At 51.4% G+C, this 26,919-nt stretch carries 20 protein-coding genes; 4 read left to right on the forward strand and 16 right to left on the reverse strand.

The window, feature by feature from the left end:
- Window positions 1-45: 45 nt before the first annotated feature.
- From B0I18_RS07370 to B0I18_RS07435, 14 genes are all read right to left on the reverse strand, one after another.
- Window positions 46-504, reverse strand: coding sequence for a YciI family protein (locus B0I18_RS07370; protein ID WP_106521982.1), 459 nt, complete (start codon window positions 502-504; stop codon window positions 46-48).
- 68 nt (window positions 505-572) lie between these two features.
- Entirely contained in the window at window positions 573-1,346 is a 774-nt protein-coding gene (locus B0I18_RS07375; RefSeq protein WP_106521983.1) for a helix-turn-helix domain-containing protein, read from the reverse strand.
- Between the two features lie 11 nt (window positions 1,347-1,357).
- Window positions 1,358-2,764 (reverse strand): tetratricopeptide repeat protein, encoded by a 1,407-nt coding sequence (locus B0I18_RS07380; protein ID WP_106521984.1) that lies wholly within the window; start codon window positions 2,762-2,764, stop codon window positions 1,358-1,360.
- A gap of 121 nt (window positions 2,765-2,885) precedes the next feature.
- Window positions 2,886-3,305: a VOC family protein gene (locus tag B0I18_RS07385; RefSeq protein WP_106521985.1), complete on the reverse strand. Its 420-nt coding sequence runs from the start codon at window positions 3,303-3,305 to the stop codon at window positions 2,886-2,888.
- A 76-nt stretch (window positions 3,306-3,381) separates the two neighbouring features.
- The gene (locus B0I18_RS07390; RefSeq protein WP_106521986.1) at window positions 3,382-3,948 is read right to left on the reverse strand and encodes a Crp/Fnr family transcriptional regulator; all 567 of its coding nucleotides are present in this window, start codon (window positions 3,946-3,948) and stop codon (window positions 3,382-3,384) included.
- Between the two features lie 12 nt (window positions 3,949-3,960).
- Complete coding sequence (locus B0I18_RS07395; RefSeq protein WP_106521987.1) at window positions 3,961-4,695, reverse strand: protein phosphatase 2C domain-containing protein; 735 nt, start codon at window positions 4,693-4,695, stop codon at window positions 3,961-3,963.
- Between the two features lie 56 nt (window positions 4,696-4,751).
- Window positions 4,752-5,129, reverse strand: a complete 378-nt coding sequence (locus B0I18_RS07400) for an iron chaperone (protein ID WP_106521988.1) — start codon at window positions 5,127-5,129, stop codon at window positions 4,752-4,754.
- An 85-nt stretch (window positions 5,130-5,214) separates the two neighbouring features.
- The gene (locus B0I18_RS07405; protein ID WP_219905917.1) at window positions 5,215-6,033 is read right to left on the reverse strand and encodes a penicillin-binding transpeptidase domain-containing protein; all 819 of its coding nucleotides are present in this window, start codon (window positions 6,031-6,033) and stop codon (window positions 5,215-5,217) included.
- Between the two features lie 10 nt (window positions 6,034-6,043).
- Window positions 6,044-6,529 carry a GNAT family N-acetyltransferase gene (locus tag B0I18_RS07410; RefSeq protein WP_106521990.1) on the reverse strand — a complete coding sequence of 162 codons (486 nt, stop codon included), beginning with the start codon at window positions 6,527-6,529 and terminating at the stop codon, window positions 6,044-6,046.
- A gap of 128 nt (window positions 6,530-6,657) precedes the next feature.
- Entirely contained in the window at window positions 6,658-7,536 is an 879-nt protein-coding gene (locus B0I18_RS07415) for a cupin-like domain-containing protein (protein WP_106521991.1), read from the reverse strand.
- A 136-nt stretch (window positions 7,537-7,672) separates the two neighbouring features.
- Window positions 7,673-9,622, reverse strand: a complete 1,950-nt coding sequence (locus B0I18_RS07420) for a peptidylprolyl isomerase (RefSeq protein WP_106521992.1) — start codon at window positions 9,620-9,622, stop codon at window positions 7,673-7,675.
- Between the two features lie 114 nt (window positions 9,623-9,736).
- Window positions 9,737-12,976 carry a M1 family metallopeptidase gene (locus B0I18_RS07425; protein ID WP_106521993.1) on the reverse strand — a complete coding sequence of 1,080 codons (3,240 nt, stop codon included), beginning with the start codon at window positions 12,974-12,976 and terminating at the stop codon, window positions 9,737-9,739.
- Window positions 12,977-13,124: 148 nt separating this feature from the next.
- Complete coding sequence (locus B0I18_RS07430) at window positions 13,125-13,382, reverse strand: hypothetical protein (protein ID WP_106521994.1); 258 nt, start codon at window positions 13,380-13,382, stop codon at window positions 13,125-13,127.
- Between the two features lie 304 nt (window positions 13,383-13,686).
- Window positions 13,687-15,129, reverse strand: a complete 1,443-nt coding sequence (locus B0I18_RS07435) for a S1C family serine protease (protein ID WP_106521995.1) — start codon at window positions 15,127-15,129, stop codon at window positions 13,687-13,689.
- Window positions 15,130-15,915: 786 nt separating this feature from the next.
- Between B0I18_RS07435 and B0I18_RS07445 the strand changes: the two genes are divergently transcribed.
- The 3 genes from B0I18_RS07445 (at window position 15,916) to lolA1 (ending at window position 21,852) form a co-directional block, all read left to right on the forward strand.
- Window positions 15,916-18,483, forward strand: coding sequence for a T9SS type A sorting domain-containing protein (locus B0I18_RS07445; RefSeq protein ID WP_106521997.1), 2,568 nt, complete (start codon window positions 15,916-15,918; stop codon window positions 18,481-18,483).
- A gap of 346 nt (window positions 18,484-18,829) precedes the next feature.
- Window positions 18,830-20,977, forward strand: coding sequence for an elongation factor G (fusA, locus tag B0I18_RS07450; RefSeq protein WP_106521998.1), 2,148 nt, complete (start codon window positions 18,830-18,832; stop codon window positions 20,975-20,977).
- A 233-nt stretch (window positions 20,978-21,210) separates the two neighbouring features.
- Window positions 21,211-21,852, forward strand: coding sequence for an outer membrane lipoprotein periplasmic chaperone LolA1 (gene lolA1, locus B0I18_RS07455; protein WP_106521999.1), 642 nt, complete (start codon window positions 21,211-21,213; stop codon window positions 21,850-21,852).
- A gap of 98 nt (window positions 21,853-21,950) precedes the next feature.
- On the opposite strand, the gene hutI is transcribed toward lolA1, so the two are convergent.
- The gene (gene hutI, locus B0I18_RS07460; RefSeq protein WP_106522067.1) at window positions 21,951-23,180 is read right to left on the reverse strand and encodes an imidazolonepropionase; all 1,230 of its coding nucleotides are present in this window, start codon (window positions 23,178-23,180) and stop codon (window positions 21,951-21,953) included.
- A gap of 267 nt (window positions 23,181-23,447) precedes the next feature.
- On the opposite strand from hutI, the gene B0I18_RS07465 reads away from it, so the two are divergent.
- A complete protein-coding gene (locus tag B0I18_RS07465) occupies window positions 23,448-26,189 on the forward strand; it encodes a T9SS type B sorting domain-containing protein (RefSeq protein ID WP_106522000.1) in 2,742 nt (913 codons plus the stop codon).
- A 439-nt stretch (window positions 26,190-26,628) separates the two neighbouring features.
- On the opposite strand, the gene B0I18_RS07470 is transcribed toward B0I18_RS07465, so the two are convergent.
- Window positions 26,629-26,835, reverse strand: coding sequence for a hypothetical protein (locus B0I18_RS07470; protein ID WP_106522001.1), 207 nt, complete (start codon window positions 26,833-26,835; stop codon window positions 26,629-26,631).
- Between the last annotated feature and the right edge of the window lie 84 nt (window positions 26,836-26,919).

Genomic DNA, 26,919 nt, shown 5'->3' on the forward strand with positions numbered 1-26,919 from the left:
CTATCGGGGATCGCTTGTGTCATTTATGCCAGGTCCGGTAAAGTACTAATCGGTCGTATTGAAGCGGGGCTGCGGTATTTCCCGCACTTCGACGGTGCCGCCATAAGCGAGTACCGGGCAGGCGCCGGCCTGCAGGAGGGCTTGTTCCATATCTGTAGCCTGCAATACGATATTGCTGACCACCTTCAGGCTGTCGCAGATCACGGTTTCCCGGCGCACTTCCTTTTCCGGTCCGGCTACGACATAACTTGTGCCGGGGAAAGCAAAGCTGGTTACATAAATGCCCGCTGCTTTCCACTGGGCAAGCACCTGGTCCCATTCCGGTCCAACGGCTTTGGCCTGTGCCGTGGTATAACTTACCGGCACCCTTACTAATAAGCTGAATGTTTTCATCGCGATGGTTTGTTGATTTTTTAAAACTACCGGGTTATGCCCGTTTTGCGCCATTGCGCCTGTGCCCGAAAGCGACAGGCAGAGCAATGTAAACGACAGTTTGTGTTTCATTTTATTCCTGTTTTAGCAGTACAAAATTCGACACGAAACCGGCAATAGCCTTGTATAAAACCATTGATTTACCAGCGCGGAGGCGCGAGGAAGAAGTCGGTAGGAGATTGACCGGTAAAGGTTCTGAAGTCTTTATTAAAATGCGGCTGATCGGCATAACCCGCATCCAGGGCAATGTCCGTAAAGGTCCTGTCTTTATTGCCACGGCTTACCAGCGCATTCATCCGTACCAGGGCGCTGTATTGCTTGGGCGAGGCGCCTACGGTTTTGCGAAACCGTTTCTCGAATGCATCCTGGCTGATATACAAAGCGGCGGCCAGCGCTTTGATCTTTAAGGCGCCTTCGGTTGCCTGTATCCTGCCGAGAGCTTCTGCAACCAGCGGGTCGGTTACCGGCGATTGCAGCCTGGAGGTTAAAAGTCTTTCTACAACCCTAATACGCTCACTGTTGCTGCCTGCTGTTGCGAGTTGTTCGCTGAGGTGATCTGCTGCTGTTGGGGTTATTAAATGATCCAGTGAAGCGGTGGTGCCGAACAGTTCGTGCAGCGGTTGCCGGAAAAATGCAGCCGCTCCGGCCTCACGGAATAATACCAGTACATTGCCGCTACCCGGGGCATACCGGATCAGCCGGGCGGATTTTTGCATACCGGACAACATGTTGCGGGGCAGGAGGCCAGGCTGTGTACCGCCCAGTTCGCCTACATCGCCCTGGTACCGGAAAACCAGGGTCAGGCCGTTACCGGGCAATATCCTGTTGACGGATTCCTGTGCACAGGCAATCACCAGGTAATGCCTGATATAAGGCTGTAGTAAAGGCGCCGGCTGGAATTGTTCTATAAGCATGGATGCGGTGCTCAGGCAAAGAAAGAACCGGGTACCGGGCTTTCTATGGTAAAGTTATAACGGTTGTCGTTTGTTTTTGTGCCAATGCCCTTCAGGTAGTCCTTATGCGCCAGGTAAAATTCAAGGTTAGGGCTTGCGCCGAGGAGCTCGGGTTCCATCGCAAAAATGCCGGCGGCAATTACTTCGGCAGGGCGTTGATCTGCTGCTGTTTTTTCAACTTCGCCTTCGCGGGTTTCCGATATCCGGAAGCCTGCTTCCCAGGGAAAGCTGTAACTCTGGGTCATAAAGCCGATAATGTCGGGTGTAACTCCCGAAGGCGCCAGCCAGTTATGGTTCAGGGCAAAAGTAACCTGGTTGTTACGGATGGTCGAAAATGCTTCGTAGGACAGGTGCCTGCTATCTGCGGCCACCACCAGGCAATCTTCGTACTGCCCTTCCTCCTGGTACAAGCTGAAGGGCAGGCCGTATTGAAGGGCCAGCAGGCGTCCTGTTATTTCCGAATCCCGGTCGTCGCAGGCAACGATGCTTTGTACGTTTATACCTAATTTAGTTGTGTATTCCTGTAGCTTCCTGGCAATATGCTTCAGGGTTTCCTCTTGTCCCCAGCTGGCTACATAACGGCCCCCGGCCACGAAACCATCTTCTTCCTCTTCATCGAAATAGTCGAGGATGATACCGCCATATTGAATAAATTGCCAGTCGCGGATATGGTGGCGTACCTCGGATAGGGTATTGCAGCGCTGCAACATTTCTTGCAATTCAGCCACTTTCTGCCGGGGTATATCGAGGTCGTCCTGCTCCTGTTGTGCATCGAGAAATGCCACGAGTTCGTTTGTGGCATCCCGGGCATTTTCCGTTTCCCGGTTCAGGATCCTGCATTTGGTCAGGAAATAAAGATCCCAGAAGTCATAGGCGCCTGCTGTTGCGCTCAATACTTCGATCGCCTTGTTCATGTTGAACCGCCGTGCATAGGCGATCGCCAGGTCATGCCGGGCTTCGGCATTACCTGGAGCGAGTAATAGCGACCGCTCGTAAAAGGGCTGTGCCAGGTCGTACATGCCGTTGCTAAAATAGTAATTGCCCAGTTCCTGGTAGGCGGTGGCATCCGATGGATTACGGAGCACCGCTTCGTACAGGGCTTGTTCCTCCGGCGCCTCCAGCGCTTCCAGGCATTGTGCCGCTATTTCGTAAAGCGGCAGGTAGTCCGCATCTTTACGGAAGCCCCAGCCCGATGCCCGCAGGGCATCCTGGAAATTACCCGCCTCGAAATCTGCTTTTGCCTTTTGCAGGTCTTCTTCAGCGGGTGAAGCAACAGGCGCTTGCTGGTTTGCGGCAGCAGGGGGAGGCGTTGGCTGTTGCTGATCGGTTGTAGCCGGCGATGGCGTTGTTTTCTTTTTCAGGAAGTCGAAGATACCCATGTCTTTTTGTTTATGGTCAGGTTGTAACCCGCTGTTGTGGTGTCGCAGGTAAGCTAAGATACGCAAAAAGCGCAGCAACCCTTAAGGCTGCTGCGCGTCACCGTTGTATGGGCATTCAAGCTTATGCTTCGGCATGCAGGCCGATGCGGTTGCCCTCGGTATCGCTGATCACTGCTATAAAACCCGCCTTGATGTAAACAGGGCCGGAGATGATCTGACCACCCGCCGGTACAACCCGGTCCAGTACCGCTTGTATCGACGGACTGGCATTAAGATAAACCAGGGTGCCCTGCAGCGAAGGCTGTGCCGTAGCCGATTGGGTAAGGGCGCCGGTTACCCGGCCCGAAGTAGCCTGGATCACATCGTGGTTAAAAGGGAAGAAGGTTAGCGTTTCGCCGCTTTCGGGGAAGTGCAGGGTCTCCATATCAAGATCGAGCAGGGTTTCGTAAAATTGTTTGGCCCTTGCCGTATCGGTTACAGGTATTTCAAACCAGTTGATCACATTGGTGGTGGCATCCGTTTTCCTGAGTTGCTGTTTCATTGCGTATATGCTTTTGTTCGTACAAAGTTCGTACGCAAGGGCCGGATCAACCTGTGACGATCGTCACGAAACAGCGTTACATCCTGCGTTTGCGGATCCGGCTCAGGGTTTCCCGCGCAACGCCCAGGTACGAAGCGAGTTGGCTGAGCGACACCCGTTGCAGCATTTCGGGCTGATGCTGTTCCAGCCAGGCATACCTTTCGCCGGCGGTATAAAGCTGGAACAGGTTAGCCTGTTCTTCCTGCCTGCTGGCAAACAGGCGGATACATTTGCGGCCCAGGGCTTCGATACCCGCCGATTGCTGCGCTGCCCGGGCCAGGCCCTGCTTGTCGAATGCAATGACCTGTAGCGGCTCACCGGCTACCAGGTTATAGGCCGAGGGCTCACCCGTACCAAAACTCTGGATATTCGTGGCGATATCGTTTTCAAAATAGAAAGCCGTATTCTTTTCCAGGCCGTCTTTAAGATAATAGCTCCGGCAATAACCCCGGTCGATATAAAACAAGGCATTGCATACCTCGCCTTCGCGCAGGAGGTGAGCGCCCTTTTTAAAAGCCACCGGTGTAAGTACCGGATGCATCAGTGCCCAGTCGCCGGGCGACAGGTCGGTTAAGGATTGAAGGTAGCGGAGCAGGTTGTTCATGGTAAAACATGCTTAAAGTATAACGCGGATAATGGCCAGGTCGTCGGTGGGGGCCAGGCCCCAGGTATGTTCCAGCTTTTTGAGCTGCAGGTAAAGCATGTCTTCTTTTGCAGCGCCTGTAGTATCTGCCAGCAGCAAAGTTACCGGGTCGACCGGCTGGGCAGCTGTTGCTTGTCTTACCGGTGTAAAGGTGCCGATGCCGTCGGTAGCTATGCTGAGGTCGCGGATGTCATCCAGCCGGATCTTCTGTTGCTGTTGATCGTACCAGGTATCGAAGTCTTCATCGAGGTGGAAGCCCAGGTAGTCGGGCTTGTTGTCTTGCTCAAATTCGTGCAGCACCCCGTTGATGCATACCAGTCCGTCGCCGGCCGCCAGGCAGACTCCCTGTTTTTTGACCGGGTCGATAACGGCGATAACGAGGGTAGTCAGCAGTTCTTTGCGATCCAGCAGGAGCTGGTTGCGGATGCTGTTCAATTCGCGGAACAAGGCTTTGAGCAGGGCGCGCAGGCAGGCTTCAGGCGCGGTGTCTGTACCCGGTTCGTAGCGTTGTTTGTATCCCTTTTCGGTAACGAGTTTGTGCAGGATCTTACCCACGAGCGTGGCGGCAAAATAGCTGTCGGTTCCCATGGTACAGCCGTCCATAACGGCCAGTACGGTTTGGCTGCTGCCGATATGTCCTGTATATAAGTAGTCTTCACAATGATCGGTATGGTAGGCGCCGATCTGCAATGCGGAATAAATCTTCATGAATCGGTAGTAAAAGTACGGATCTGTTGCGGCTTACAAACGTGCCGCTGCCCGGTTCATGTGTTTTTCTTATTGGGAGTTGCTGTAACAAGCTGTAGCCGGTGTTGCAGGATCTTCAGGATCAGCGCATCGGGCATCGGGCGCTTAAGCGGGAATTGTACCGAGCCTTTACCTGTTTTATACCCGGCCAGGTCGGCTGCAAAATCTGCATGGCCAACAGGGGCAGGGTAGAAGCCGATATGTTGTTTGTAGGCTGCGAAATAAACCAGGGGCCGGCCATCGAGCCGGAAGGCCGGCATGGCATAACTGATGCTTTCGGTTACAGCGGGCACAGCTGCCCGGATCAATGCACGGATGTGTTGCATCGCCTGTTGTGCTTCTTTGGGGAAGGATGCGATATAGGCGCTTACACTTGCTGGTTTTTCAGTAGTCATGCCTGGTGTATTTGCTGTTGGTCCTTAAAGTTACGGTATAAAATTTACCACCCCGGCCATCCTATGCACCCCTATTTCCCGAAGCCTATTCGATCACCTGTAATTGCCGCAATACCTGCAGGGTAATGCTTTTCCGGCAGTCGCCAAAGTCCGGATTTTTTTCGCTGCGCAGCTTACAGAGCCGGGTGGCGAAAAAGGTGGTACGGCCCGCGCTTTCTACATAGCCTACCCACCAGCCTATATCCCGGCCGTCGATGCGTGTCCAGCCGGTTTTCGACCAAACCTGGTACTTGCTGTTACTTTCGGTAAGCATTACTTTCCGCAGGATGCCGGTGTTGCGCCTGGAGAAAGGCGACTTGCCTTCATACACCTTTACCAGGAACCGGATCTGGTTGACCGGTGTTATGCAGAAAGGACCGAAGTTCCAGAAGTCGGTACCTTTTTCGGACAGGTTGCCATTGCCATAACCGCTGCGGTCGAGGTAATACGCGTAACGTTTACGGCCCACCCGTTTGGCCAGTTCGATAAACACCCAGCCCGCCGATACGCGGAAGGCTTCCGCCACCGTCATATCTTTATAAATATCCGGCCGGTAGCCATACAATACGGTATCGGTATGCCCGGGCCATTTTACCACTTCCTGTTCATCCCGGATCACCCCTGATTCCAATGCGATCAGCAGGTTGATGATCTTAAAGGTAGAAGCCGGCTGGGTAGCCCTGGCGGCATCTATGCTGTCGCTGAAGGTCCAGTGGCCGGTCTTGTAATCGTAGAGGGTAATGCTGCCCTGTACGCGGCAATCGCGGAAGGGCTGCGCCAGCTCCGGTTGGGCGAAGCCGGGTATGGTTCCAAAAATAAGTACCATTAAGGCAAGTAGTTGCAGGATCCCTAAGGTCGTTTTCATAACTGTTGGTTTACAGGTCCAGCTCAAACCAGAGCTGGCCTGTAGCTTTGTCTTCACTCACTAAATCGAAGCCCGCCTTTTGTAAGAGCCGTGAAGAGGCTGTATTTTCTGTTTTGGTAGTGGCTAGCAGGACGTGGTAGCCCATTTGCCGCAGGTAGGCCTGCATTGCCTGTACCGCTTCCAGCCCGTAACCGCGGCCCCAGTATTCCCTGCCGATCGAATATCCGATCTCGCAACTGGTCTCGCTCAGGGTTTTGTACAGGAATGAGCCGATAGGCTGGTCCGAAGCGGTTTCTACGATAGCGAGCCGGCATTCGCCATTGCTGCCGTAGTCGCGGAGCGTCTTTGCAATCATCCGGTCGGCATCTTCGAGGGTCGCCAGCGGCGCGTTGCCCCGGTATTGCATGGCTTCTTTATCGGAATAGATCCGGAAAAATGCGTCGCGGTCTGTCGGGCTTATCGTTCTGAAATAAAGGCGTGTGGTGGCTGTGATCATCGGTGGCTATCGTGGCTATACCGGCATAGGCGCTATCTGCGCCGCCGGGCTTCAGTTGTAGAAAACGGGTAGTTACAGGGATATCCCCTGTATTACAAATGTAAGACTTTAACCGGCGCCGGCGGGTTTCAGGGTTTCATGCCGGCCATATAGCTGGCTGCTTTATGCTGGGCCACGCGGCGTTTGTACCGGTACCACCATTGCGGACTTAGCCTGATCAGCATGTTGTTGAAATTGCGCAGGCCTACCAGGTGGTAGAGGCCGTTGAGTTTGCCGGTAATGGTATCGGGCATGGCGCGCAGGCTCATGGCATAACCGCTGTCGAGGTATTCCATATGGTGCCAGTAGCCGCTCGGCATAAAGAGCGTGTCGCCGTGGCCCAGTACTGCCGTATAACCCTGCGCATAGGACAGGGCCGGGAAGTTTTCGGTATCCAGTCCTTCGGTCCAGTTTACGAAGCTGGCAGCGCTTTCTACGGTGCCCGGCATTTTATAGATCAGCGGCGACTGGTCGTTGGCCAGCAGCAATATTCTTTTACGGCCAATGAACTGGGTGTGGAAGATATGGGCCAGGTCGATATCGTAATGCATATGGGCGATCGATCCGGCGCCGCCTACAAACAGCATGGGAAACGATTTCAGGAAGCCGTGCAACAGGTGTACCGGGAACTCAAAATCTTCCTTCAGGAAAGGGGCATGCTTAAACAGGTTGAAGAGAAAAATACGCCATTCGGAGGGGCCTTTACGGATCATATCCAGGTATTCGCCAAACTTCATGGTACCGTCGCCGCCGTTTACCAGTACCTTGGCACCGGCCCTTGTATTGTTGTACACCGGTACTTCGGCATCGCCTGCTATTGCTTTAAAATAGTCCCAGGTCCATTTGGTAAATGCCGTCCATTGCGGGGCCAGGTTTTCAATAATAACTGGTTTCCCCGGAACCAGATATTGTTTGCGAAAAGCATCTCCCCGGATATCGGCGACCCGTTCGATCTCTTGTACCTGCATAGCTAAGATATGATCTGCGAAAGTATCCGGACTGGCTGAATAAAAGTATGGGGCAAAAAAGTTTAATATAAAGTTTACAAAAGCAGAAAGCTACCTGCAGGAGGTAGCTTTCTGTATAATAAGGATGGATTGCCTGTTATTTAACGATACTGTTCAGGGCTTTCGATTCCACTTTAACCGGGTATTTCTCTTTCAGGTCCTGGTTCCATTTCTTTTCCAGGTAGTCCTGGTAATCGGCTACGGCAAAACCGCGGGCTTCTTCCAGGCTTTTTTCGGTGGCCTGTGTAAATACTTTGTGTGCGAATACCATGCTGAAGGTGCCGTTTTCGTTACGGAATACGGTGCTGGCCGCGCCTTCTTTAAACGCTTCGATACCTACGGGGAAACGGTTGGCTTCAAACCTGCCGCTTTCCTGGGTGATCTGAGAAGGATTCTCCGGTGTGTTGATCTTACCTACTGCATCGGCAACATCGATGCCTTTGTCGATCGCTGCTTTAAGTTTGTTCAGGTCTACTTCGCTTACCGACTGGTATACGGTACCTTCAAAACCGGGCTGCCACTTGTATTTGGCTTTGTTGGTATTGTAGAATTCCATCAGGCCGGTAGTGTCTTTCGACGCTTTGCTCCATACATTCTTATCCATCAGGTCGAACAGCAGGATACCGTCGCGGTATTCGTGTACGAGGTTACGGTAGTCGGTATTGTTCTTTTCCAGCTCGGCCTGTTGCAGGTCGTTCAGGGTTGTGTTCTGGTACATTTTGAACAGGTCGCGCATGGTGTTGTTCTTGCTGCCCATCAGGTTGCCGCGCGTAAGACCGGTTACATAGGTCATAAAGTCGTACTGCGTGTATTTTTTACCACCCAGGTCAAATACAGGAGCGGTATAAGCTTTGAAATCTTCCAGTTTGAAGCTCTTGTCCTTGGCGGTATCGGCTGGCAGGGCTGCAACCAGTTTGTCGAAGTTTTCGGTGTATTCTTTAAAGCCGTTTTGCTTTTTCACTTTCTCCTGGTAGGCTTCTTTGGCAGCCAGGGCGCGGCTGTCGTTTTCTACCCTGCGGCTGATATTGTCCTGTACTTCATTGAAGGTTTGTACCGGTATCTTTTTTACCAGCTTCATGATGTGCATACCATATTCCGTGGTAACCGGCTCAGATACGTCGCCTACATTTTTCAGCGCGAAGGCTGCATTTTCGAAAGTAGGCGCCATACGGCCTACGCCGAATGGTTCCAGCAGGCCTTCTTTATCTTTGGTAAACTTGTCTTCAGAGTATTGTTTTACCAGCGATTCGAACGAAGCGCCTTTTTTCAGGGCTTCCTGGATCTCTGCCATTTTTTTACGGGCCTGGGCCAGTCCTTCTTCTCCTTTCGATTTTGGCGAAGCAATCATGATCTGGGCTACCTGCACCTGTCCTTTGCTCTTGCGTTTGTCTTCTACCTTTACGATATGATAGCCGAACTGTGTGCGGAAGGGTTTGGACACCTGTCCTACCGGGGTTTTATAGGCTGCGTTTTCGAAAGGGTATACGACCTGCAGTGCCGTGATATAACCTATTTCGCCATTCTGGGCGCCAGAGGCCTTATCGTCCGAAAACTCGCGGGCCATGGCGCCGAAGTCGGCCTTGTTGCGGGTAATGGCGTTATAAATGCTGTCGATCTTCTGGTAAGCTTTGGCGGTATCGTCGTTGGGACGCAGCGCCACCAGGATATGCGACACGCGTACCTCTTCCTGCATCCTGTCGTAGGCTTCGCGAATCAGGGTTTTGGTCACCTCTTTATCGGAGAGATAGGTACGGGCCAGTTGACCTTTATAGTTGTTCAGCTCGCTGATTACCGCAGCGGTGGTATCCAGTTTCTGGCTTTCCGCTTCTTTTACCTTCATGCGGAACAGGGCATAGAGGTCGAGGTATTCTTTTACCGATTTTTCGCTGTAATCCGGTTTTTTCTGAGCATTGTTTTTTTGATATACTCTTAAGAATTCTTCCTTGCTCACCGGGTTGTTGCCGTAGGAGAACAAGGTTTGTGCATTACCCGGTAATGCAAGGGCTGCAGTACCGACTCCTAATGCAATCGAAAATAAAATGCGCATATAGTTGCTGGGTTAAATTTTTTTTGAATAGGGCGTAAAGATAAAAAAGTATTTTTTCGGACAAGGGCAAGGGTGTTAATGCGATTGTTAAATTGCTTAACAGGTTTTTTACGCTTAAAAGGCCCTGCTGACCCCGAACAGCCAGCGGGCGCCCAGGTACTGTGGCGCGCCATAGGGCGGCCTGTTGAGCCATAACGGCATGTCGAAACGGATGGTAAGCGGCTTCGCCTTTTCAAACACGCCCCAGCGTTTTATGGTAAAGGCCGCCCCGATACCGGCATCCATGCGCAGATCGGATACCTTATTGGCCGGCGTGGTCACATAATAGAATTTCCATACGTTGGGTGGCGCCGTTTGCCCGTAAGTGCTGAGTTCCATAATACCTGCATCGGCAAAAGCGTAAAGGTTTACCGACAGCCAGTTTTTGGTCAGCGCGGGCTGCCAGCGGAAATACCGGCTGAAATCGGCTTCTATATTGAGGGCGGCGCCGCTGCGGCCTTTATAGCCTACCAGCTCCTGTCCATTACGTATATCGAAGGCATAGTAACCCGCATAACCACGCAGGTTAAGTCCGCCGCCGTATTGGAAATGATTGGTTTCGTAACGCGAAAAATTGCGCCAGTCGTCGGGTACAAAAGCCATGCTGCGTACATATTTATCGTCCATCATCTCCTCCGGACTTGCTCCTGCGAGGAACAGGCTGCTTTCGCGCGGCATACGGTCGCCCAGGCCGTAACGGGCAAAGAGCCGCGTACGCAGTTGCAGCCTGCCCAGCGCATGGGTATTGACGGCCTCGACCTGGGCGTAGTTATAGTTGAAATAGTCGGAAATAATAGGTGTGCGGGCTGAGAGGGTAACCTGTCCGCCGCCGCGTTTATAACCGTAGGTATGGGTATAGGCAATATTCAGGCTGTTGTTTTTCCTGTTGGTTATACTGCTCCATTCATAATAGTAGAGCAGGTAGTTAAGGCTGCTGCCGTTGGGCCGGTAAAAACTCTGTGCGCTGATGCTGAGCCGGTCGCTATTGCCGATGTCCCAGTTCAGGCCGGCTTTATGGAACCAGAGACCGTCGAGCAGCCGGCTGGCTGCAGTAACCTGCAGTTGGGTAAGGTTACGGCTTACCGGCGTAGCGAAGTTAAAGGTGTAATTAACAGGCGCATAATTGCTGTAGCGGTGGGGATTGTACGAGCGGCTGAATAAGTCCCAGCGGCCCAGCTGGCTGTTGAACCATACCGATCCTTCCATTTTGAAAAAGGTGTTCATCTGCGCGCCTTCGAAGTGCAGGCCGGCCTTTACGCCATCTATGGCATTGTACCATACATCCGGGCGCAGGTACAGGCGGTAGTGCTTCCAGTCGAAAGCCGGTTTCAGACCGCCATCCAGGCGGGTAACGATTTTGGGTATGCCCCGGCTGTTGTTGAGCATATTGCGGTCGGCCAGGCGCAAGGTCGTATCGATCTGCACCGACCTGATGCCTTCGGGTACGGCTACCCGGGCCTTGTATTGCTTGTTAAGCTTGCCCCAGCCGATCCAGCGGGGCAGGGTAGTGGCCGTAGTGGCCTTTTCGAACCAGGTATTGGGAATGTAATAACTCTGTTTATTGCCTTGTTGGGTAGTAATGGTAAAATCGACAGGCATCTGCATGGCGCCGCGTCGGCTCAGCCCGATCTCGAAGCTATCGGTGCCGCGTATCTTTTTAATGCGGGATATGCCGTAGTCCAGGGGTTTGGTGGTTTCGAGCCATTGGTCGAAAAACCAGTTCAGGTCCGCTTTGGTATACCCGGTTATGGAATTGCGGAAGTCTTCGAGGTAAGGATGGGCAAATTTCCACTGGTCGAAATAGTGTTGCATCGCCTTGCTGAAAAGGCTGTCGCCGAGTACATATTGCAGGTTGTACAGCATGGCGGCGGTTTTATAATACACGAGGCGGTAGCCGCCGTCATGGCCCAGCGCGCCGCCAAAGTCGTCGGACTGGGTATTGAGCTGGTGGTCTTTACCCGTGGCCACATCGCCGATATAGGTATTGTACACTCTTACGTCGCGGGCCAGGCGGGGTTCGGCAAAGCGTTGCCGCCATTTGCCCTTTACCGGTTTTTCCACAAAGGTATCGCCGTCGATATAACGCAGGCCCTCGGCCGTCAGGAATTGGGTAAACCCTTCGTCGAGCGCGGCGCGGTAGGTTTCGTTACTGCCCACCATTCCGTAAAACCAGTTGTGCCCGATTTCGTGTACCAGCAGTCCGCGGTATTCCGGGTCGCGGCTGTCATCCATCGTGATCATAGGGTATTCCATACCATCGTTGGCATCTGCGGCCACCATTTTGGGATAATGGTAAGGACCTATGTGTTCCGAAAAGGTGCGTATGGTGGCCGCCACCAGGCTCGCTGCATTCTGCCAGCCCGAAGCATGCGGCTCCTGTGCTATGGCCACGCATTCCACGCCATCCTGGTATAGGGTGGCAATGCGGTAACTGGGATCGGCCGTAAAGGCGAAGTCGTGTACGTTAGCCGCTTTATAGTGCCATTGTTTACGCTGTGCTTTATCATAGGGAATAATGACGGATGGTTTTTCGTCCCATTTTTTGTGGGCAAAGTGTTTCAGGTCCAGTTGTTCCCTCAGGGCAGGGGGCAGCACCGCTTCGCGGTTTTGCAATACGCCGGTGGCTTCTACGATATAGTTGGCGGCAAATTCGAGGGTTACATCAAAACTGCCGAAGTCGCCGTAAAACTCTTTACCCAGGTGCTGTTGCGTATCCCAACCGAATTTGGCATCGTAAACGCTTATTTTGGGAAACCACTGGCAGCCGTTGTAATGGGTAAAGCCCCAGGCATCGTACATCTGCATACGCCGGCGGGTGCCGCCGTTATCGAAAAAGGTTTCGAAGTCCATCTTAAATACCACGGCGGCGCCGGGCAGCAGGGGCCTGGGCAGGTATACCTTCAGTATGGTATTATCGAGTTCGGTTTTTACCGGCTGGCCATCGGCGGTAAGGTTATCGACGAGTGTGCCGTAACCCTGTGTTTCGTACGATCCCAAGCGGGGTATCACGCCATTCGCTTTTTCCAGGCGATGGGTATAGGCGTCTTTGATAAAGGCATTCTGGAAAAGATGGAAAAAAACGAAATGCAGGGTATCGGGCGAATTGTTGGTATAAACAAGCTGCTCTTTAGCGGTAATGATATGGGTGCTTTCGTCGATAGCGGCGTCGATGGTATACGCTACGTCCTGTTGCCAGTAGGCGGCATGGGGTTTGCGGTTTTTCCAGTACAGGGCATCATCGCCGGGTATTTGCTGCGCCTGCAGCGCCATGGTACAAAAAATAAACAAAAAAAACAGGGGTAAAGCTGGTTTCATCAGTAAGGACCGGGATTTTTTAATGCCGTGAAAATACAAAAACCTGCTTTGGTAAGGTATAAAAGAAAGTGCCCCGCCCAAAACGGACGGAGCACTTGGTATTCCAACCTGCGCATTTGTTGTTCAAAGCAACAGGGTGTCAGCTTTCTTATTTAGGAACGCTGTCTGTAGTTGTTTGTTCTTTTACAGGCTGTTGGTTCGGATCAAATTGTTTTTGCTGATCTTCTTTGCCTTTTTGCTCTTCGTTGCTCATTTGCTGAGGCTGTTGGTTCGGATCCTGCTGTGCTTCGTCTTTTTTCAGTTCTGTTTTTTGCTCTTCTTTCTTTTGTTTGTCTTTATCCTGAGCGTTAACTGTTCCTACTGCGAAAAGGCCTAATAAAGCCATTGACAAAAATACTTTTTTCATAATTTTTAAATTTTGTGCCTCTTAGACTGGTTCCCCGAAGTAACCGAAAGGGTGCTGGTCAGTGAGACGAAAATGATTAAAAAGGTTTTGGTTGACATTAAATTTTTTCCCGGACACTCAGGAAGGCTACTTTCTTTTTGCTGTCCGTGCCTGCATTACTGCTGCCCGGTCAACTACGACAAAATAACGCCTTACGACCCGGAATGGTTACCAAAGAACTGTTAAAGCATTAACCACCGCTTAACGAATTAACGTTGCCTTGCAATTCCCGCAACGTTTGTTTTGTGTTTTGGCAACAGTTAAGTTAATTCCGCATCTGTTGGGGAATGCCGTATTTGCGCAATATTTCGGCATTGGTCTGCGCTAAATCTTTGGTATCCAGTACATATTTATTGCCTTCGGTATCTTCGATCACGAAATAATCGGTCACGTGCGCAAATATCTTTACCAGGTCGTTGAAGTTGCGGATCGGGTAGGTATTTACCCGCGCCACGATCTTATTACTGATATCATGATAACCGATGTTGGATTTATCGGGTAATACCGACGAGATCATCACCAGCTCTTCCACATCGGGTGTATTCAGTATTTTACCATAGTAGTAATAGCTCAGCAGGGGATTATAATACTGCCAGTACGATTCGTTCTGAAAGTAATAATAGGACGGCGTAGTAAACACAAAACCGTCCTGTATATAATACTTGGGCGCCAGGTCTACTTTACCCACCAGCAGGTCTTTACTGCGGCTGTATTCCAGTACCTTTTTCATGGTAGTGTCCAGGCCGTCGCGCAGTATGGTCAGCGATACGGTATCGCCCACGCTTTTGTTTTTAATAATAGTCTCGAAGGTGGTTTTTACATTGGCATTAAGGGCTACAGAGCCATCGTTCTGGATATCCATACTATCTACCGACAACAGGATATCGTCGGGTTGCAGCACGCCCGTAAGGGCCGAGCAGTGGTGGATCTTGTTGATGAGCACGCCGCTGGCGGTATCGCTGATGCCATAACATTTACGCAGCGCAGGGTTTTCCAGGTTCTGCCATTGCAGCAGTACGGGCACCGGGCCTTCGTAGGTGCTGTCGGCTATATCCCTCAGAAACGATTTGATAATAGTGGTAGGCACCATATACCCGATGCTCTGGCTCGACGACCGGCCCTGGAAGGCAACGCCGGCCAGCGCGGTGTCCATAATTACCGGCCCGCCGCTGTTGCCCGGGTTTATGGCGGCATCGATCTGTATGCCCAGGTCGTTGTAGTTATCGTAGCTGTATTCTATATTCTCAATGCGCGACACGATGCCGGAGGTGATGCTGAGGTCGTTGCCCCCGGTAGGGAAGCCCAGCACAGTTACCTTATCGGCTATATTGGGCAGGCCGCCTATAGGCATCGGTTTCGATTTGTTGAAAAAGGCATCGTCATCCACGGTCAGTATCGCCAGGTCGTATTCGGGCGACAGGAAGGCCACCGATGCGGTATAACGCCGGTTGTCCTTGGCTTTACGTACTTCGATAAACTCTCCGTATTCCACCACATGGGCGCAGGTCAGTATCCGGTTGCCTTCTATAATGCAACCCGAGCCCGAAGCCTTGGATTGCTTCGATTTTTGCCAGGGCTGGCTATAATCGTATTCCTGTTTGGTAATGGAAATTTTAACAACACTCCGTTCCAGGTCCTGGGCCGGAAGCAGCAAGGTGGAGCATAACAAAAAGGTTAAAAAAGAAAGACATAGGGAATAAAAGCGCATAAATGAAATTAGGTTTAGTAATGCAGGGTGGCCTGAAAGCTATGGGGAGCAATCGCCTAAATAACAATCTGAAACATCATATACGGCAACCGCATGTAAACGGTCTCTTTGTTAACAAAATACCCGCTAAATCGTTTAGTGCCTCCTGTTGCCGCCAGGCTTTAAAGATAGGTGGAAGCGCTTAGCTGCGAGGAAATTACCCCGGCTGCCCGCCGCCGTACCTGCCCCGGATGAAATGCAGTTTGCCCGGTACAAGTTTTATTTTTCTATGTATGTAATGTGTTTTTTATTGTAAAACAATATTTTATAAATTTTTATTTAATTAAAATATACAAAACACAATTTTTGCCTTGTAAAATGTTAAAAATCATAGATTTTAATTTTAATGATATAAATATGTAAAAGCCGCGGGTGCAATAGCAATATCGTTGATTATCTTTATGTGATTAATTGAATGACTAGCAGGTTACTAAATAGCTAATTTGTGCAAATGAGTTTTGGTATTATTTGCAAATGATATATCTACAGTAACTGCGTTTTTCCGGTACCGCGTGTAGTTGCTCGCCGGTCCGTAACCAGGCCGCCGGCAGCGGTAAGGCCTGTGAGGCATTCAAATATCAGGGACGAACGGCGCCTGGCGGGGCCCGTTAGCATCTCCCGGTTTGCGGCAGGGTATAAGCACCGCCGCCAGTTATTCCGCAATTTATTTTTCCTTGTTTTTGCTCGGGGCACACCGGGCTGCAGACCTGTGCGCCTATTATTTTATATTAAAAACCAAAACCAATTATGAAAAACGCTCTATGGTTAAAGTGTATGAGCCTGGTCACGGCCGGGTTAATGGCCCAGGCTATGTATGGGCAGAGCTTGCCACCCGGTTTCCAGGCCGCCAAACAACTGGAGTACAATAACCTGTCCGAAAAGGACTTCACATTCACCCAATTCCTGGAAAGCGAAACGGCCGAGTACTACCGTAAGCAAAGCATCAGGCTCGATACCTCGCTGATCTATTTCCCCGGGCCCGTACGCGTAAGCGCCTGTACCAACGGCGACTTCGAAACCGGCATCAATCCCCTGCAGTGGCGCGGCGGCTATGGCCGTGTGCTGGGCAGCGGCGTGATAGAGTATGATAGCTTTAGCACCGGTTTGATGTCTGGCCCCTATAACAGTGGTACCGCGCATCATACGCTGATGACCGCCGGCCCCGATTCCATACTGCTGGCTTCGACACCCAGCGTTACCATGAGTCGTGTAGCGCCTGGTGGCTCTACACAGTCAGTACGCCTGGGCAATGCTTTCAGCCTCAGCGGCGCCGAACTGATTTCCAAAACCTTTACAGTAACGGCTGCTAATTCGAATATCAGCTTCTGGTACGCACTGGTACTGCAAAATCCCAATGATGCCAGTCATACCGGTATCAATATCGCTAAACAGCCTGGCTTCCGGGTACGTGTGCTGGACAATAGCGGCGCAGAGATTCCCGGTCTGGTAGACCTGGGCGGCGGTAGCGACCAGGCCCTGGCCAATGCAGCCAATCCCTTTTTCCAGAACACTAGTTATGGTGGCCAAACCCTGGTATACCGCGGCTGGACCTGTGCGCAGATCAATTTATCTTCGCGGGTAGGCCAGGTGGTTACCGTACAGTTTGTAACCAAAGACTGTGCGCTGGGCGGGCATTTCGGTTATGCCTATATCGACAACTTCTGCGGCGATTGCAATACCGTGGGCAATACCAATGGTACCATCAGGGCCACGACCAACAGCGGTTGCGGCGATGGCACGATCTGTTGCAGCTTTACCGTACCGCGTGCGCCTAACGGCCAAACCGGTTTTGTAAAACCCATGCTGCGTATCTACCAGAACGGTAACCTGGTTACGACGATCCCCGGCATGACCTTCTCTTCCGATGGCAGCTATTGCTTCCCTGTTAACCCATCCACAATGGGCCTCGCCCCGGGCGGTTTCGACTACACCATCGAAGGCTTGTTCAGCATGAGCAGCGGCAGCCTCGCGCCTATTATGGTCGGTAATGCTTCCATTGGACAAGGCGGTGGTCAGAACGACGACTACCAGGTAGCCTGCAGCAAGCAATGCTGCCCCGGTACCAACCTGATCGTAAACGGCGATTTCGAAGCGGGCAATACCGGCTTTACCTCTGGCTATACCTACCAGGCTCCCGGCGGACTGAACAGTGTAAGCACCGGCAAATACAGCGTGCTGACCAGCACCGAAGCCCTGGCCGTATCGCCTACCTGGACTACCGCTTGTCCTGATTATGGCAGGTCGCTGATCGTAAATGCCGCTACCGAAACCGCTACGCTGAGCAAAGTAGCCTGGAAACAGACCATCAACCTGCGTGCCGGTACTTATAAGTTCTGTGCCGACTTCAGGAGCATGGCCCAGTGTGCCTTTAATGCTGCTACCCGGGTAACCCTGGGCGTGGGCGGCGACTCCGACATGACCCGCGAAAGGACGGTGCCCCTCAGTCTCCCCGGATCAGGATGTGCCTGGTCTACCCTCGAAACAACGATTACCATTCCGACTGATCGTGCCGTTACCCTTACCGTATACCTGCCCGAAAATATGATCGGCGATGGTAACGATATTGCTATGGACAACTTTAACCTGGTAGCCCTGCCACAGGTGCCGCTTGCCGACGTTCAGTTCAATGTTAACTTTACCAATGTAACGGCTACTTCGTACAACGCTACCGCTACACCGGCCACATCCGTGTCTTCCAAGAAGTGCGAACACTTCTGGCAGATCGAGGAGATTACCTCAACAGGCGCCGTAGTGGCCAATACCCAGGTGGTGAATGCACCGAGCTGGACCACACCCAACAACTTTAAAGGATACAATGGTACCAGCACCCTTTCCGGTACGGCTCCCGGTGTATTTAGTCCGAATAAGAACTACCGCTTCATTTACGGCCGTTCCTGCCCTTGCGAAGGCTTACGCCTCTATGCACATACCTACGGACCGGGCGTTGCCGGCAGGGGCGCTACTGCACCACCCATGTTGCTGGGCTCAGGCGAATATATCCAACCGGAGTTAAGCCTGGCTTCGCTGCCTTCCAGCGCCGAGTCGGCTAAGGTTTCGATCACAGGAGCAAACGAGATCCGTGTGTTTCCCAATCCGACCGACGACAAAGTGACCCTGCAGATGGCGCCGCTTACAGGCAGCGCTACTGTTAAGGTGTTCAGCGCTACCGGCCAGGAGGTTAAAAATACCACGCTGCGGACCGGTGCTACCCAGGCCGAACTGTCGCTGAAAGACCTTGCAGCCGGTGGTTACCTGCTCAAGGTGATCAGTGCGGAAGGTATAACCCTGATGAGCCAGAAAGTAGTAAAATTGTAAGCCTGACTATTTCGATACCAGGCAAGAATACCGAGGCTGCCCGTTGGGGCAGCCTCTTTTTTGATCCTTCAGGAATGTTTTTAACGTGGTAACATTTATTGTGCCGGAAGGATGGGGGAGCGTTGCCCGGGGGATGAGATATCCTGTTTTAATTACCATACGTTTTCGTTTCTGGTAAAATACAGGAACCCGGCTGCCTCAGAAGGGGCCTGGAGGGCTTTTTTTCGTTCATATAAATTTAATAGCACCCTCCCGAAAACATACTTAAAATCATTTTCTGATATTAATTTAAAAAACTTACCTTTGCACCCTTAAAATTAATTTTTAGTTTTTAATCTAAACTGTCATGGCAGATTTACGCTTACAGCGCAATTTCGGTATCGCCGCGCACATCGATGCGGGTAAAACCACTACCACAGAACGTATTCTGTATTACACCGGTGTTAACCACAAAATAGGTGAAGTGCATGAAGGTGCGGCAACAATGGACTGGATGGCTCAGGAACAAGAGCGTGGTATCACCATTACTTCTGCGGCTACAACCTGCTTCTGGAACTTCCCTACCGTACAGGGCAAGCCGCTTCCGGATTCTAAAAAATACAAATTCAATATCATCGATACTCCGGGCCACGTTGACTTTACCGTAGAGGTGGAGCGTTCTATGCGTGTTCTGGATGGTCTGGTAGCCCTGTTCTCTGCAGTGGACGGCGTTGAGCCCCAGTCTGAGACCGTATGGCGCCAGGCTAACCGTTACCGTGTACCCCGTCTGGGCTTCGTAAACAAAATGGACCGTATCGGCGCCGACTTCCTGATGGTAGTACAGCAGGTACGCGACATGCTGGGTGCAAAGGCGGTTCCGCTGCAGCTGCCTATCGGCGCTGAAGATAACTTCAAAGGTGTGGTTGACCTGATCACCATGAAGTCTATCGTATGGGACGACGCTACACAGGGTATGACCTATACCGAAGGCGAAATTCCTGCAGATATGCTGGAAGAAGCGCAACAATACCGTGCTGAACTGGTTGAAGCCGTTGCAGAATATGACGATCAGCTGATGGAGAAATTCTTCGAAGATCCTAACTCTATCTCTGTAGACGAGATCCACGAAGCGGTACGTAAAGCAACCATCGATCTGAGCATTATCCCTATGCTGTGTGGTTCTTCTTACAAGAACAAAGGCGTACAGAAAATGCTGGATTGCGTTATCCGCTACCTGCCTTCTCCGCTGGACGTAGAAGCCATCAACGGTACTGATCCTGATGATGCTGAAAAACAACTGGTACGTAAACCAGACGCTAAAGAACCATTTGCTGCCCTGGCGTTCAAGATCATGACCGATCCGTTCGTAGGCCGCCTGGCGTTCTTCCGCGTATACTCCGGTCACCTGGATGCAGGTTCCTATGTACTGAACGTACGTTCCGGTAAAAACGAGCGTATCAGCCGTATCATGCAGATGCACGCTAACAAGCAGAACCCGATCGACTTCATCGAAGCTGGTGATATCGGTGCTGCTGTTGGTTTTAAAGATATCAAAACAGGTGATACCCTGTGCGACGAGAAACACCCGATCGTACTGGAAAACATGTTTATCCCTGAATCCGTAATCTCTATCGCTGTTGAGCCTAAAACTCAGGCTGACGTTGAGAAAATGGGTATGGCAATTGCCAAACTGGTAGAAGAAGATCCTACGCTGCGTGTAAAAACAGATGAAGAAACCGGCCAGACCGTATTGAGCGGTATGGGTGAGCTTCACCTGGAGATCATCGTAGACCGTATGAAGCGCGAATTTAAAGTAGAAGTAAACCAGGGCGCTCCCCAGGTTGCTTACAAAGAAGCCTTCACCATTAAAATTGAGCACCGCGAGGTTTACAAAAAACAATCGGGTGGTCGTGGTAAGTTCGCCGACATCCAGTTCGAGATCGGACCTGCTGATGAAGAGTTCTTAGCCCAGGATAAAGGCCGCTTCCAGTTCGTAAACGACATCTTCGGCGGATCTATTCCTAAGGAGTTTGTACCTGCGATCCAGAAAGGTTTCGAAACCTCTATGAACAACGGTGTACTGGCTGGCTTCCCGCTCGAAAATATGCGTGTTCGCGTATTCGACGGTTCTTTCCACCAGGTCGATTCCGACTCTATGTCATTCGAACTTTGTGCCAAGCAAGCTTACCGTGAGGCAGGCCGCAAAGCCAAGCCGATCATCCTGGAGCCGATCATGAAAGTAGAAGTACTGACTCCTGACCAATACATGGGTGACGTTACCGGTGACTTGAACCGTCGTCGTGCGATGCTCGAAGGTATGGATACCCGTAACAACCTGCAGGTAATCAAAGCTAAAGTTCCGCTGAGCGAAATGTTCGGTTATGTAACCCAGCTGCGTTCCCTGTCTTCAGGCCGCGCCTCTTCTACCATGGAGTTCAGCCACTACGCCCAGGCGCCTAAAAACGTAGAGGAAGAAGTAGTGACCAAAGCAAAAGGTAAAGCTACTGCTAACTAATCTGATAGCAAGTACATTGAAATAAAGAAAACCGCTTCCCTGGATATCGATTCCGGAAGCGGTTTTTTTATACGCTTATAGAAATAAAACAGCGCTGATAATCAATAGCCTTTTAAACCTTTAACGGCAAATTGGCTCTAAGCTGTGCAACTTTGTTTCCTGCCTGTTTGTTCAGATAGGCATAAAGCAGATTTATTGATAATTGTTAATCTAAATTTTAAAAGCAAATTGATATGAAAAAGTTCCTTTCTTTATTGCTGGTGGCTGCTACCCTGGTAGCCGGTACCGCAAATGCACAGGACGCCAAAGCAAAAGCTATTCTGGATAAAGCCAGCGCCAAGATCAAAAGCATGAAAAGCCTGAAGGCCAATTTTGCCCTTACGATCAATAACGCAGCCGGTAAAGCTACCGGTAGCAAAAAAGGAACCTTCCTGATGAAAGGTGAAAAGTATAAAGTAGACCTTTCCGGCCAGCAGATTATCTGCGATGGTAAATCGGTATGGACCTACCTGCCTGCCAACAAAGAAGTACAGATTACCAGCTTTAACCCTGCTGAACAAACCATCTCCCCGGCTAAACTGTTCTCCGGTTCTTATAACAGCGAGTACAAAAGCACTTATGTAGGCGAGAAAACCGTAGGTGGTAAAAAAGTAGACGTAGTGGAATTGGTGCCTGTATCCGCCAAATCATTTAAAAAGGTACAGCTCTTTGTCGACAAGACTTCCGGTATGATCTCCGGCGGTAATATGGCCGATAAAAAAGGCGGTTCTTACGATTATACCATTTCCGGTGTAAGCAGCTCTGCCGCTTCTGATGCCGAATTCAGTTTCGATACCAAGAAAAATCCCGGAGTCGAGGTGATCGACCTCCGTTAATAAAATTGCTTCAATGCAATGCAAAAGGGAATTGACCATGTCAATTCCCTTTTTTCGTTTCAATAAATAGTGTTGTCTTGGTAGCGGACATTATCCGCTTATACGATTACCCGCTCGATCCAGTTTTCGCCAAAGCTGTAGGGCAGGTAGGCCAGCGAGGGCACCGGCCTGGTAAGGATAAGGCTGGCTTTTTTGCCCCGGGCTATCGTGCCCAGTTGCTGCTCCAGTTCCATAGCAGCCGCGCCGTTAATAGTTTGTGCATGGATCGCTTCCTCGGGCGTCATTTTAAGCTGGGTGCAGGCGAGCGACAGCAGCAGGTTCATATTGCCGGAAGGGCAGGAGCCCGGGTTATAATCCGAAGCCAGGGCAACCGGCAGACCGGCGTCGATCAGGGCGCGGGCAGGCTGGTAATGCATGGCCAGGAAAAAGGCGGCGCCGGGCAGCAGGGTCGGAATGGTATTGCTGCCTTTCAGCGCGTCGATCTCTTCTTCGCCCATGCTTTCGAGGTGGTCTACACTAATGGCATTGTATTGTACGCCTACCTGCACGCCGCCGGAGCGGTGCAGCTGGTTGGCATGTATCTTCGGTTTGAGTCCGTACTTCAGCCCCGCTTCCAGCAGGCGGGCCGTTTCTTCGACGGAGAAAAAGCCTTTTTCGCAGAAGGCATCCATATAATCGGCGAGGCCTTCGCCGGCAACGCGGGGCAGCATCTCATCGATAATCAGGTCGATATATCCTTTATGGTTTTCCTTGTACTCCGGCGGGAAAGCATGGGCTGCCAGGAAGCTGGCTTTAACCGGTATCGGCGCTACTTCCTTCAGCCGGCGGATTACCCGTAGCATTTTCAGTTCGCCTTCGGTGCAAAGACCATAACCGCTTTTTATTTCTATGGCGCCGGTGCCCTGTGCGATCACCGCTTCGAGCCGCTGCAGCGCCTGTTCAAACAATTGCTCTTCACTGGTTTCGTTTAGCCGGCGTGCCGAGTTCAGGATGCCGCCGCCTCTGCGGGCTATCTCTTCGTAAGACAGGCCTTTGATGCGGTCCATAAATTCCTGCTCGCGGGGGGCTGCAAATACCAGGTGGGTATGCGAATCGCACCAGGTAGGCAGTACCATGCGGCCGGAGGCATCGATGGTCTCGTCGGCCTGCAGCTCTGCGGGCAGGGTGTCCATGGTACCGAAGCTATGGATCATGCCCTGTTCGGCGTAGAGCCAGGCATCATCCAGGCAGGGCAGGGTACCCATGTCCTGTCCGTATACCCGGGATTTTCTTTCGGCGCCGGTTTCTACCTGTGCCAGGGTTTTAATATTGCGGATAAGAAGGCGCATAATCAGTTTTATAAGGTTGGAAAGGGCCAATACAGGCCCTGTATTACTTTGGCCTGCAAATAAACAAAAGATTCGCCTATTGGCCGGAGATTTTCCTGTGTAGCCGACTGTTTATAACTATAGCTTGTGTTTTTATCCGCGTAGCCCTTAACGTTACATGAGCTTTGTTAAAGAGTACGATATCGCGCTTATTCAGTGTTAATTATTGCAAACCGTGAAATGTTGCAGCTACTTATTTAGTTAATTGCATCATAAAATTTTAATGCCATGAGCATGCGCTCCTTTCTCCTGCGGCTTACTTTACTGTGTCTCCTGGTTTTACCGGTTAGTGTACTGAATGCCCAACTCCTGCCTCCCAATCAACCCGAACAAGATGCCTGTACGGCGCTACAGTTATGCGGTAATTCTTTTTTTACACCCTATAGCTACCAGGGGCACGGTGTCGTTAGCGACCTTGCAACTACCCCCTGTGGATTCGGTACCGGTGAAGATAATTCCGTATGGTTGAAACTGGTGGTAAATGCGCCGGGTTCAATCGTGTTTACCATAACGCCGGTCGTTGTTTCTGACGATTATGACTTCGCCATTGTGAATGCCACGGGCATCAATTGTAACAACCTCAGTTCTTCGAATGTAATTCGCTGCAACTTCAATACGAATATACCGGTTGCGAATAATGGTATTGTAGGATTGAATTCGACCTCAACGATTACTTCGGTAGCGGCGGGTGCGACCGGTAATCCTTACCTGCAACAGATAACAGCGGCAGCGGGTGATATCTACCTGATCATGATCAATAACTCGAGTTCGGGTGGTGGGGCCAGTTCCGGGTTTACCATCAACTTTGCAGGTTCTACGGCGGTGTTTGGCGATAATACCCCACCGCATTTCAGCACCCTGGTCAATGGCTCGCCCTGCAGTAACAAAACCGGTGTAACCGTACAGCTCAATACCCAGGTCGCCTGCAATTCTATTGCGGCCAATGGCAGCGATTTCCAATTGTCACCGTCGGGTACGGTAACCAGTGCTTCGGGGGTTAACTGCTCCGGTACCAATGGGTATACCAATACGATCGTTGTTAACTTCTCCCCGGCGCTTGCCCCGGGTAATTACGCTATCAAGGCCAAGACCGGCACGGATAACAATACCCTGCTCAACCTTTGTGGCACAGCCCTGTCGCTGCCCGATTCGCTTACCTTTACCGTAGCAGGCGGGCCGGTGTACAGCCAGGCTACCCTGGCCTGTACTAAACTTACGGTACAAACCTCCACGCCCATTAAATGCAGCACGGTAGCCGCCAACGGCTCCGATTTTCATATTACCGGTCCCTCGGCGGTAAGCGTAACCGGTGCGGTAGGGGTAGGCTGTAATGCCGCAGGGTATAGCAATACCATCGATCTGACGCTTGCGGGACCGATTACGACAACTGGCACTTATACGCTCACCGCGCAAAACGGTACGGATGGCAATACGCTTACCGACAGCTGTAATACCAACCAGGTAGTAGGCAATAGTATAACCTTCCATGCGCTGGCCAAACCGGTGCTGCAGTTGCCGGACAGCCTGACCACCTGTAGCAATACGGGAGTGACCTTACCGCTTAATCTTACCAATGCAGATGCCGGTACCACCTATACGTATAGCTGGGCGCCGGCTACAGGCTTGTCTGACGCAGCCATAAAGCAACCGCTTGCCACACCTCCCGGCGACCAGACGTATGTGGTAACCGTGGGCAGTAATGACGCCTCGATGTGTACGGCCAAAGATTCGGTATTTGTACACAGCTTGCAGGGCTTTACCCTGCTCAACCACGATACGACCATATGTGCGGGTGCTGCGGTAACGGTGCATATAACGGGTAGTGATGAATACGCTTATAGCTGGGCGCCGCCCGCAGGCGTGTCGAACCCTGCTGTGAAAGAGCCTGTACTCACGCCGGCTACCACCACCACTTATACGGTTAAGGCGAGCCATGCGGGTTGCAGGGATACCTCACAGACCCTCAAGATAACCGTAGAGCCGAACCCGACGAATATAAAACTGGTGGCCGAACCGGGCAAAGCAATGTGCCAGGGCGATACGATCGTATTGCATGCGGTAGTAAGCCCGGTTGGTTTTAATTTTACCTATGCCTGGTCGCCTGCCGGTGACCTCCAGTATACCGCCGGCCCGGATAATGTGTTTTTCGGCGATACCTCGACAACGATAAAAGTAACGGCCACAACGCCCATTGGCTGCGTAGCCAGCGATAGCGTACGGCTTACGGTTTATCCTGCAGACTTTGGCAGCCTGCTGGTAACCGATACGGGGGTATGCCCGCTGGATACCGTGCAACTGGCTGCTGACGGAGGCGTTTCCTATACCTGGTCGCCTGCCTACGGGCTTAGCAATACTACGATCGCCAACCCGCTGGCCCACCCGCTTACCACTACAGACTACACGGTAGTGATCAAAGATATACATGGCTGTATCGACCGGAAACAGGTTCGTGTAGCGGTATACCCGGCTGCTGTGCTGCAACTGCCCGACAGCGTGAATATCTATCCCGGCGAATCGTATGCCTTCGAACCGGGGGGCAATTGCCTGTATTTCCAATGGTTCCCCTCCTCGGGGCTCAGCAACGCTGCTATAGCCAACCCGCTGGCCCGGCCGGAGGTACGTACCCGCTACTTCGTAAAGGCACATACCCAAAATGGCTGCGAAGTATCCGACTCGGTTGATGTGCTGGTAAAAGAAACCGTTATCGATATTCCGAATGCGTTTACACCAACAGGAGAAGGCAATACCACCTTCAAACCCGCCAAGCGGGGTATCGCTACCCTTAATTATTTCAAGATCTTTAACCGTTGGGGACAGCTCGTGTTCGAAACGACCGATATCGAGAAGGGATGGGATGGCACCTTCAAAGGTGCTGTACAGCCCCTGGGCGTTTATGTATACCTCATCAGCGCGGTAACCGATTCCGGGCGGGCCTTTACCCGGGAGGGTAATGTAACCCTGGTCCGTTAAAAAAGGAACCGGCAGCGTTGTGTTTTGATTGCCGTTTATTTGAAAAAAAAATGCTCATGCTGTATCAGGCATGAGCATTGTTTTTTGGGGTATGTGGCGCCTGCTTATAAAGCCGGCTTACCGGTGAGCTCCTTCGCTGCGCTCAGGATGACAGGTTTCCTTTTGGGAGTTGATGCTTGACACGCTAATACGGCCAGCTTACCGGTGAGATCCTTCGCTGCGCTCAGGATGACAACATTCCTCCTGGTACTTGATGCATTACACGTTAATACGGCCAGCTAACGGATGAGCTCCTTCGCTGCGCTCCCGATGACAACATTCCTCCTGGTACTTGATGCTTTCACGTTGATACGGCCGGCTTACCGGTGAGCTCCTTCGCTGCGCTCAGGATGACAATCGTCTTTCTGGTCCTTGATGCTTTACACGTTAATACGGCCAGCTAACGGATGAGCTCCTTCGCTGCGCTCAGGATGACATCGAACCTTTTGGTACTTGATGCTTTAAACGTTAATACGGCCAGCTTACTGATGAGCTCCTTCGCTGCGCTCAGGATGACAACATTCCTCCTGGTACTTGATGCTTTACACGTTAATACGGCCAGCTTACCGGTGAGATCCTTCGCTGCGCTCAGGATGACATCTAACATCTAACATCTAACATCTAACATCTAACATCTAACATCTAACATCTAACATCTAACATCTAACATCTAACATCTAACATCTAACAT

The sequence above is a fragment of the Taibaiella chishuiensis genome, assembly GCF_003014535.1.
GTDB lineage: Bacteria > Bacteroidota > Bacteroidia > Chitinophagales > Chitinophagaceae > Taibaiella > Taibaiella chishuiensis.

Coding starts and splice junctions, on each gene's coding strand:
- B0I18_RS07370 (WP_106521982.1), bottom strand. CDS start 504: ATGAAACACAAACTGTCGTTTACATTGCTCTGCCTGTCGCTTTCGGGC.
- B0I18_RS07375 (WP_106521983.1), bottom strand. CDS start 1,346: ATGCTTATAGAACAATTCCAGCCGGCGCCTTTACTACAGCCTTATATC.
- B0I18_RS07380 (WP_106521984.1), bottom strand. CDS start 2,764: ATGGGTATCTTCGACTTCCTGAAAAAGAAAACAACGCCATCGCCGGCT.
- B0I18_RS07385 (WP_106521985.1), bottom strand. CDS start 3,305: ATGAAACAGCAACTCAGGAAAACGGATGCCACCACCAATGTGATCAAC.
- B0I18_RS07390 (WP_106521986.1), bottom strand. CDS start 3,948: ATGAACAACCTGCTCCGCTACCTTCAATCCTTAACCGACCTGTCGCCC.
- B0I18_RS07395 (WP_106521987.1), bottom strand. CDS start 4,695: ATGAAGATTTATTCCGCATTGCAGATCGGCGCCTACCATACCGATCAT.
- B0I18_RS07400 (WP_106521988.1), bottom strand. CDS start 5,129: ATGACTACTGAAAAACCAGCAAGTGTAAGCGCCTATATCGCATCCTTC.
- B0I18_RS07405 (WP_219905917.1), bottom strand. CDS start 6,033: ATGAAAACGACCTTAGGGATCCTGCAACTACTTGCCTTAATGGTACTT.
- B0I18_RS07410 (WP_106521990.1), bottom strand. CDS start 6,529: ATGATCACAGCCACCACACGCCTTTATTTCAGAACGATAAGCCCGACA.
- B0I18_RS07415 (WP_106521991.1), bottom strand. CDS start 7,536: ATGCAGGTACAAGAGATCGAACGGGTCGCCGATATCCGGGGAGATGCT.
- B0I18_RS07420 (WP_106521992.1), bottom strand. CDS start 9,622: ATGCGCATTTTATTTTCGATTGCATTAGGAGTCGGTACTGCAGCCCTT.
- B0I18_RS07425 (WP_106521993.1), bottom strand. CDS start 12,976: ATGAAACCAGCTTTACCCCTGTTTTTTTTGTTTATTTTTTGTACCATG.
- B0I18_RS07430 (WP_106521994.1), bottom strand. CDS start 13,382: ATGAAAAAAGTATTTTTGTCAATGGCTTTATTAGGCCTTTTCGCAGTA.
- B0I18_RS07435 (WP_106521995.1), bottom strand. CDS start 15,129: ATGCGCTTTTATTCCCTATGTCTTTCTTTTTTAACCTTTTTGTTATGC.
- B0I18_RS07445 (WP_106521997.1), top strand. CDS start 15,916: ATGAAAAACGCTCTATGGTTAAAGTGTATGAGCCTGGTCACGGCCGGG.
- fusA (WP_106521998.1), top strand. CDS start 18,830: ATGGCAGATTTACGCTTACAGCGCAATTTCGGTATCGCCGCGCACATC.
- lolA1 (WP_106521999.1), top strand. CDS start 21,211: ATGAAAAAGTTCCTTTCTTTATTGCTGGTGGCTGCTACCCTGGTAGCC.
- hutI (WP_106522067.1), bottom strand. CDS start 23,180: ATGCGCCTTCTTATCCGCAATATTAAAACCCTGGCACAGGTAGAAACC.
- B0I18_RS07465 (WP_106522000.1), top strand. CDS start 23,448: ATGAGCATGCGCTCCTTTCTCCTGCGGCTTACTTTACTGTGTCTCCTG.
- B0I18_RS07470 (WP_106522001.1), bottom strand. CDS start 26,835: ATGTTAGATGTCATCCTGAGCGCAGCGAAGGATCTCACCGGTAAGCTG.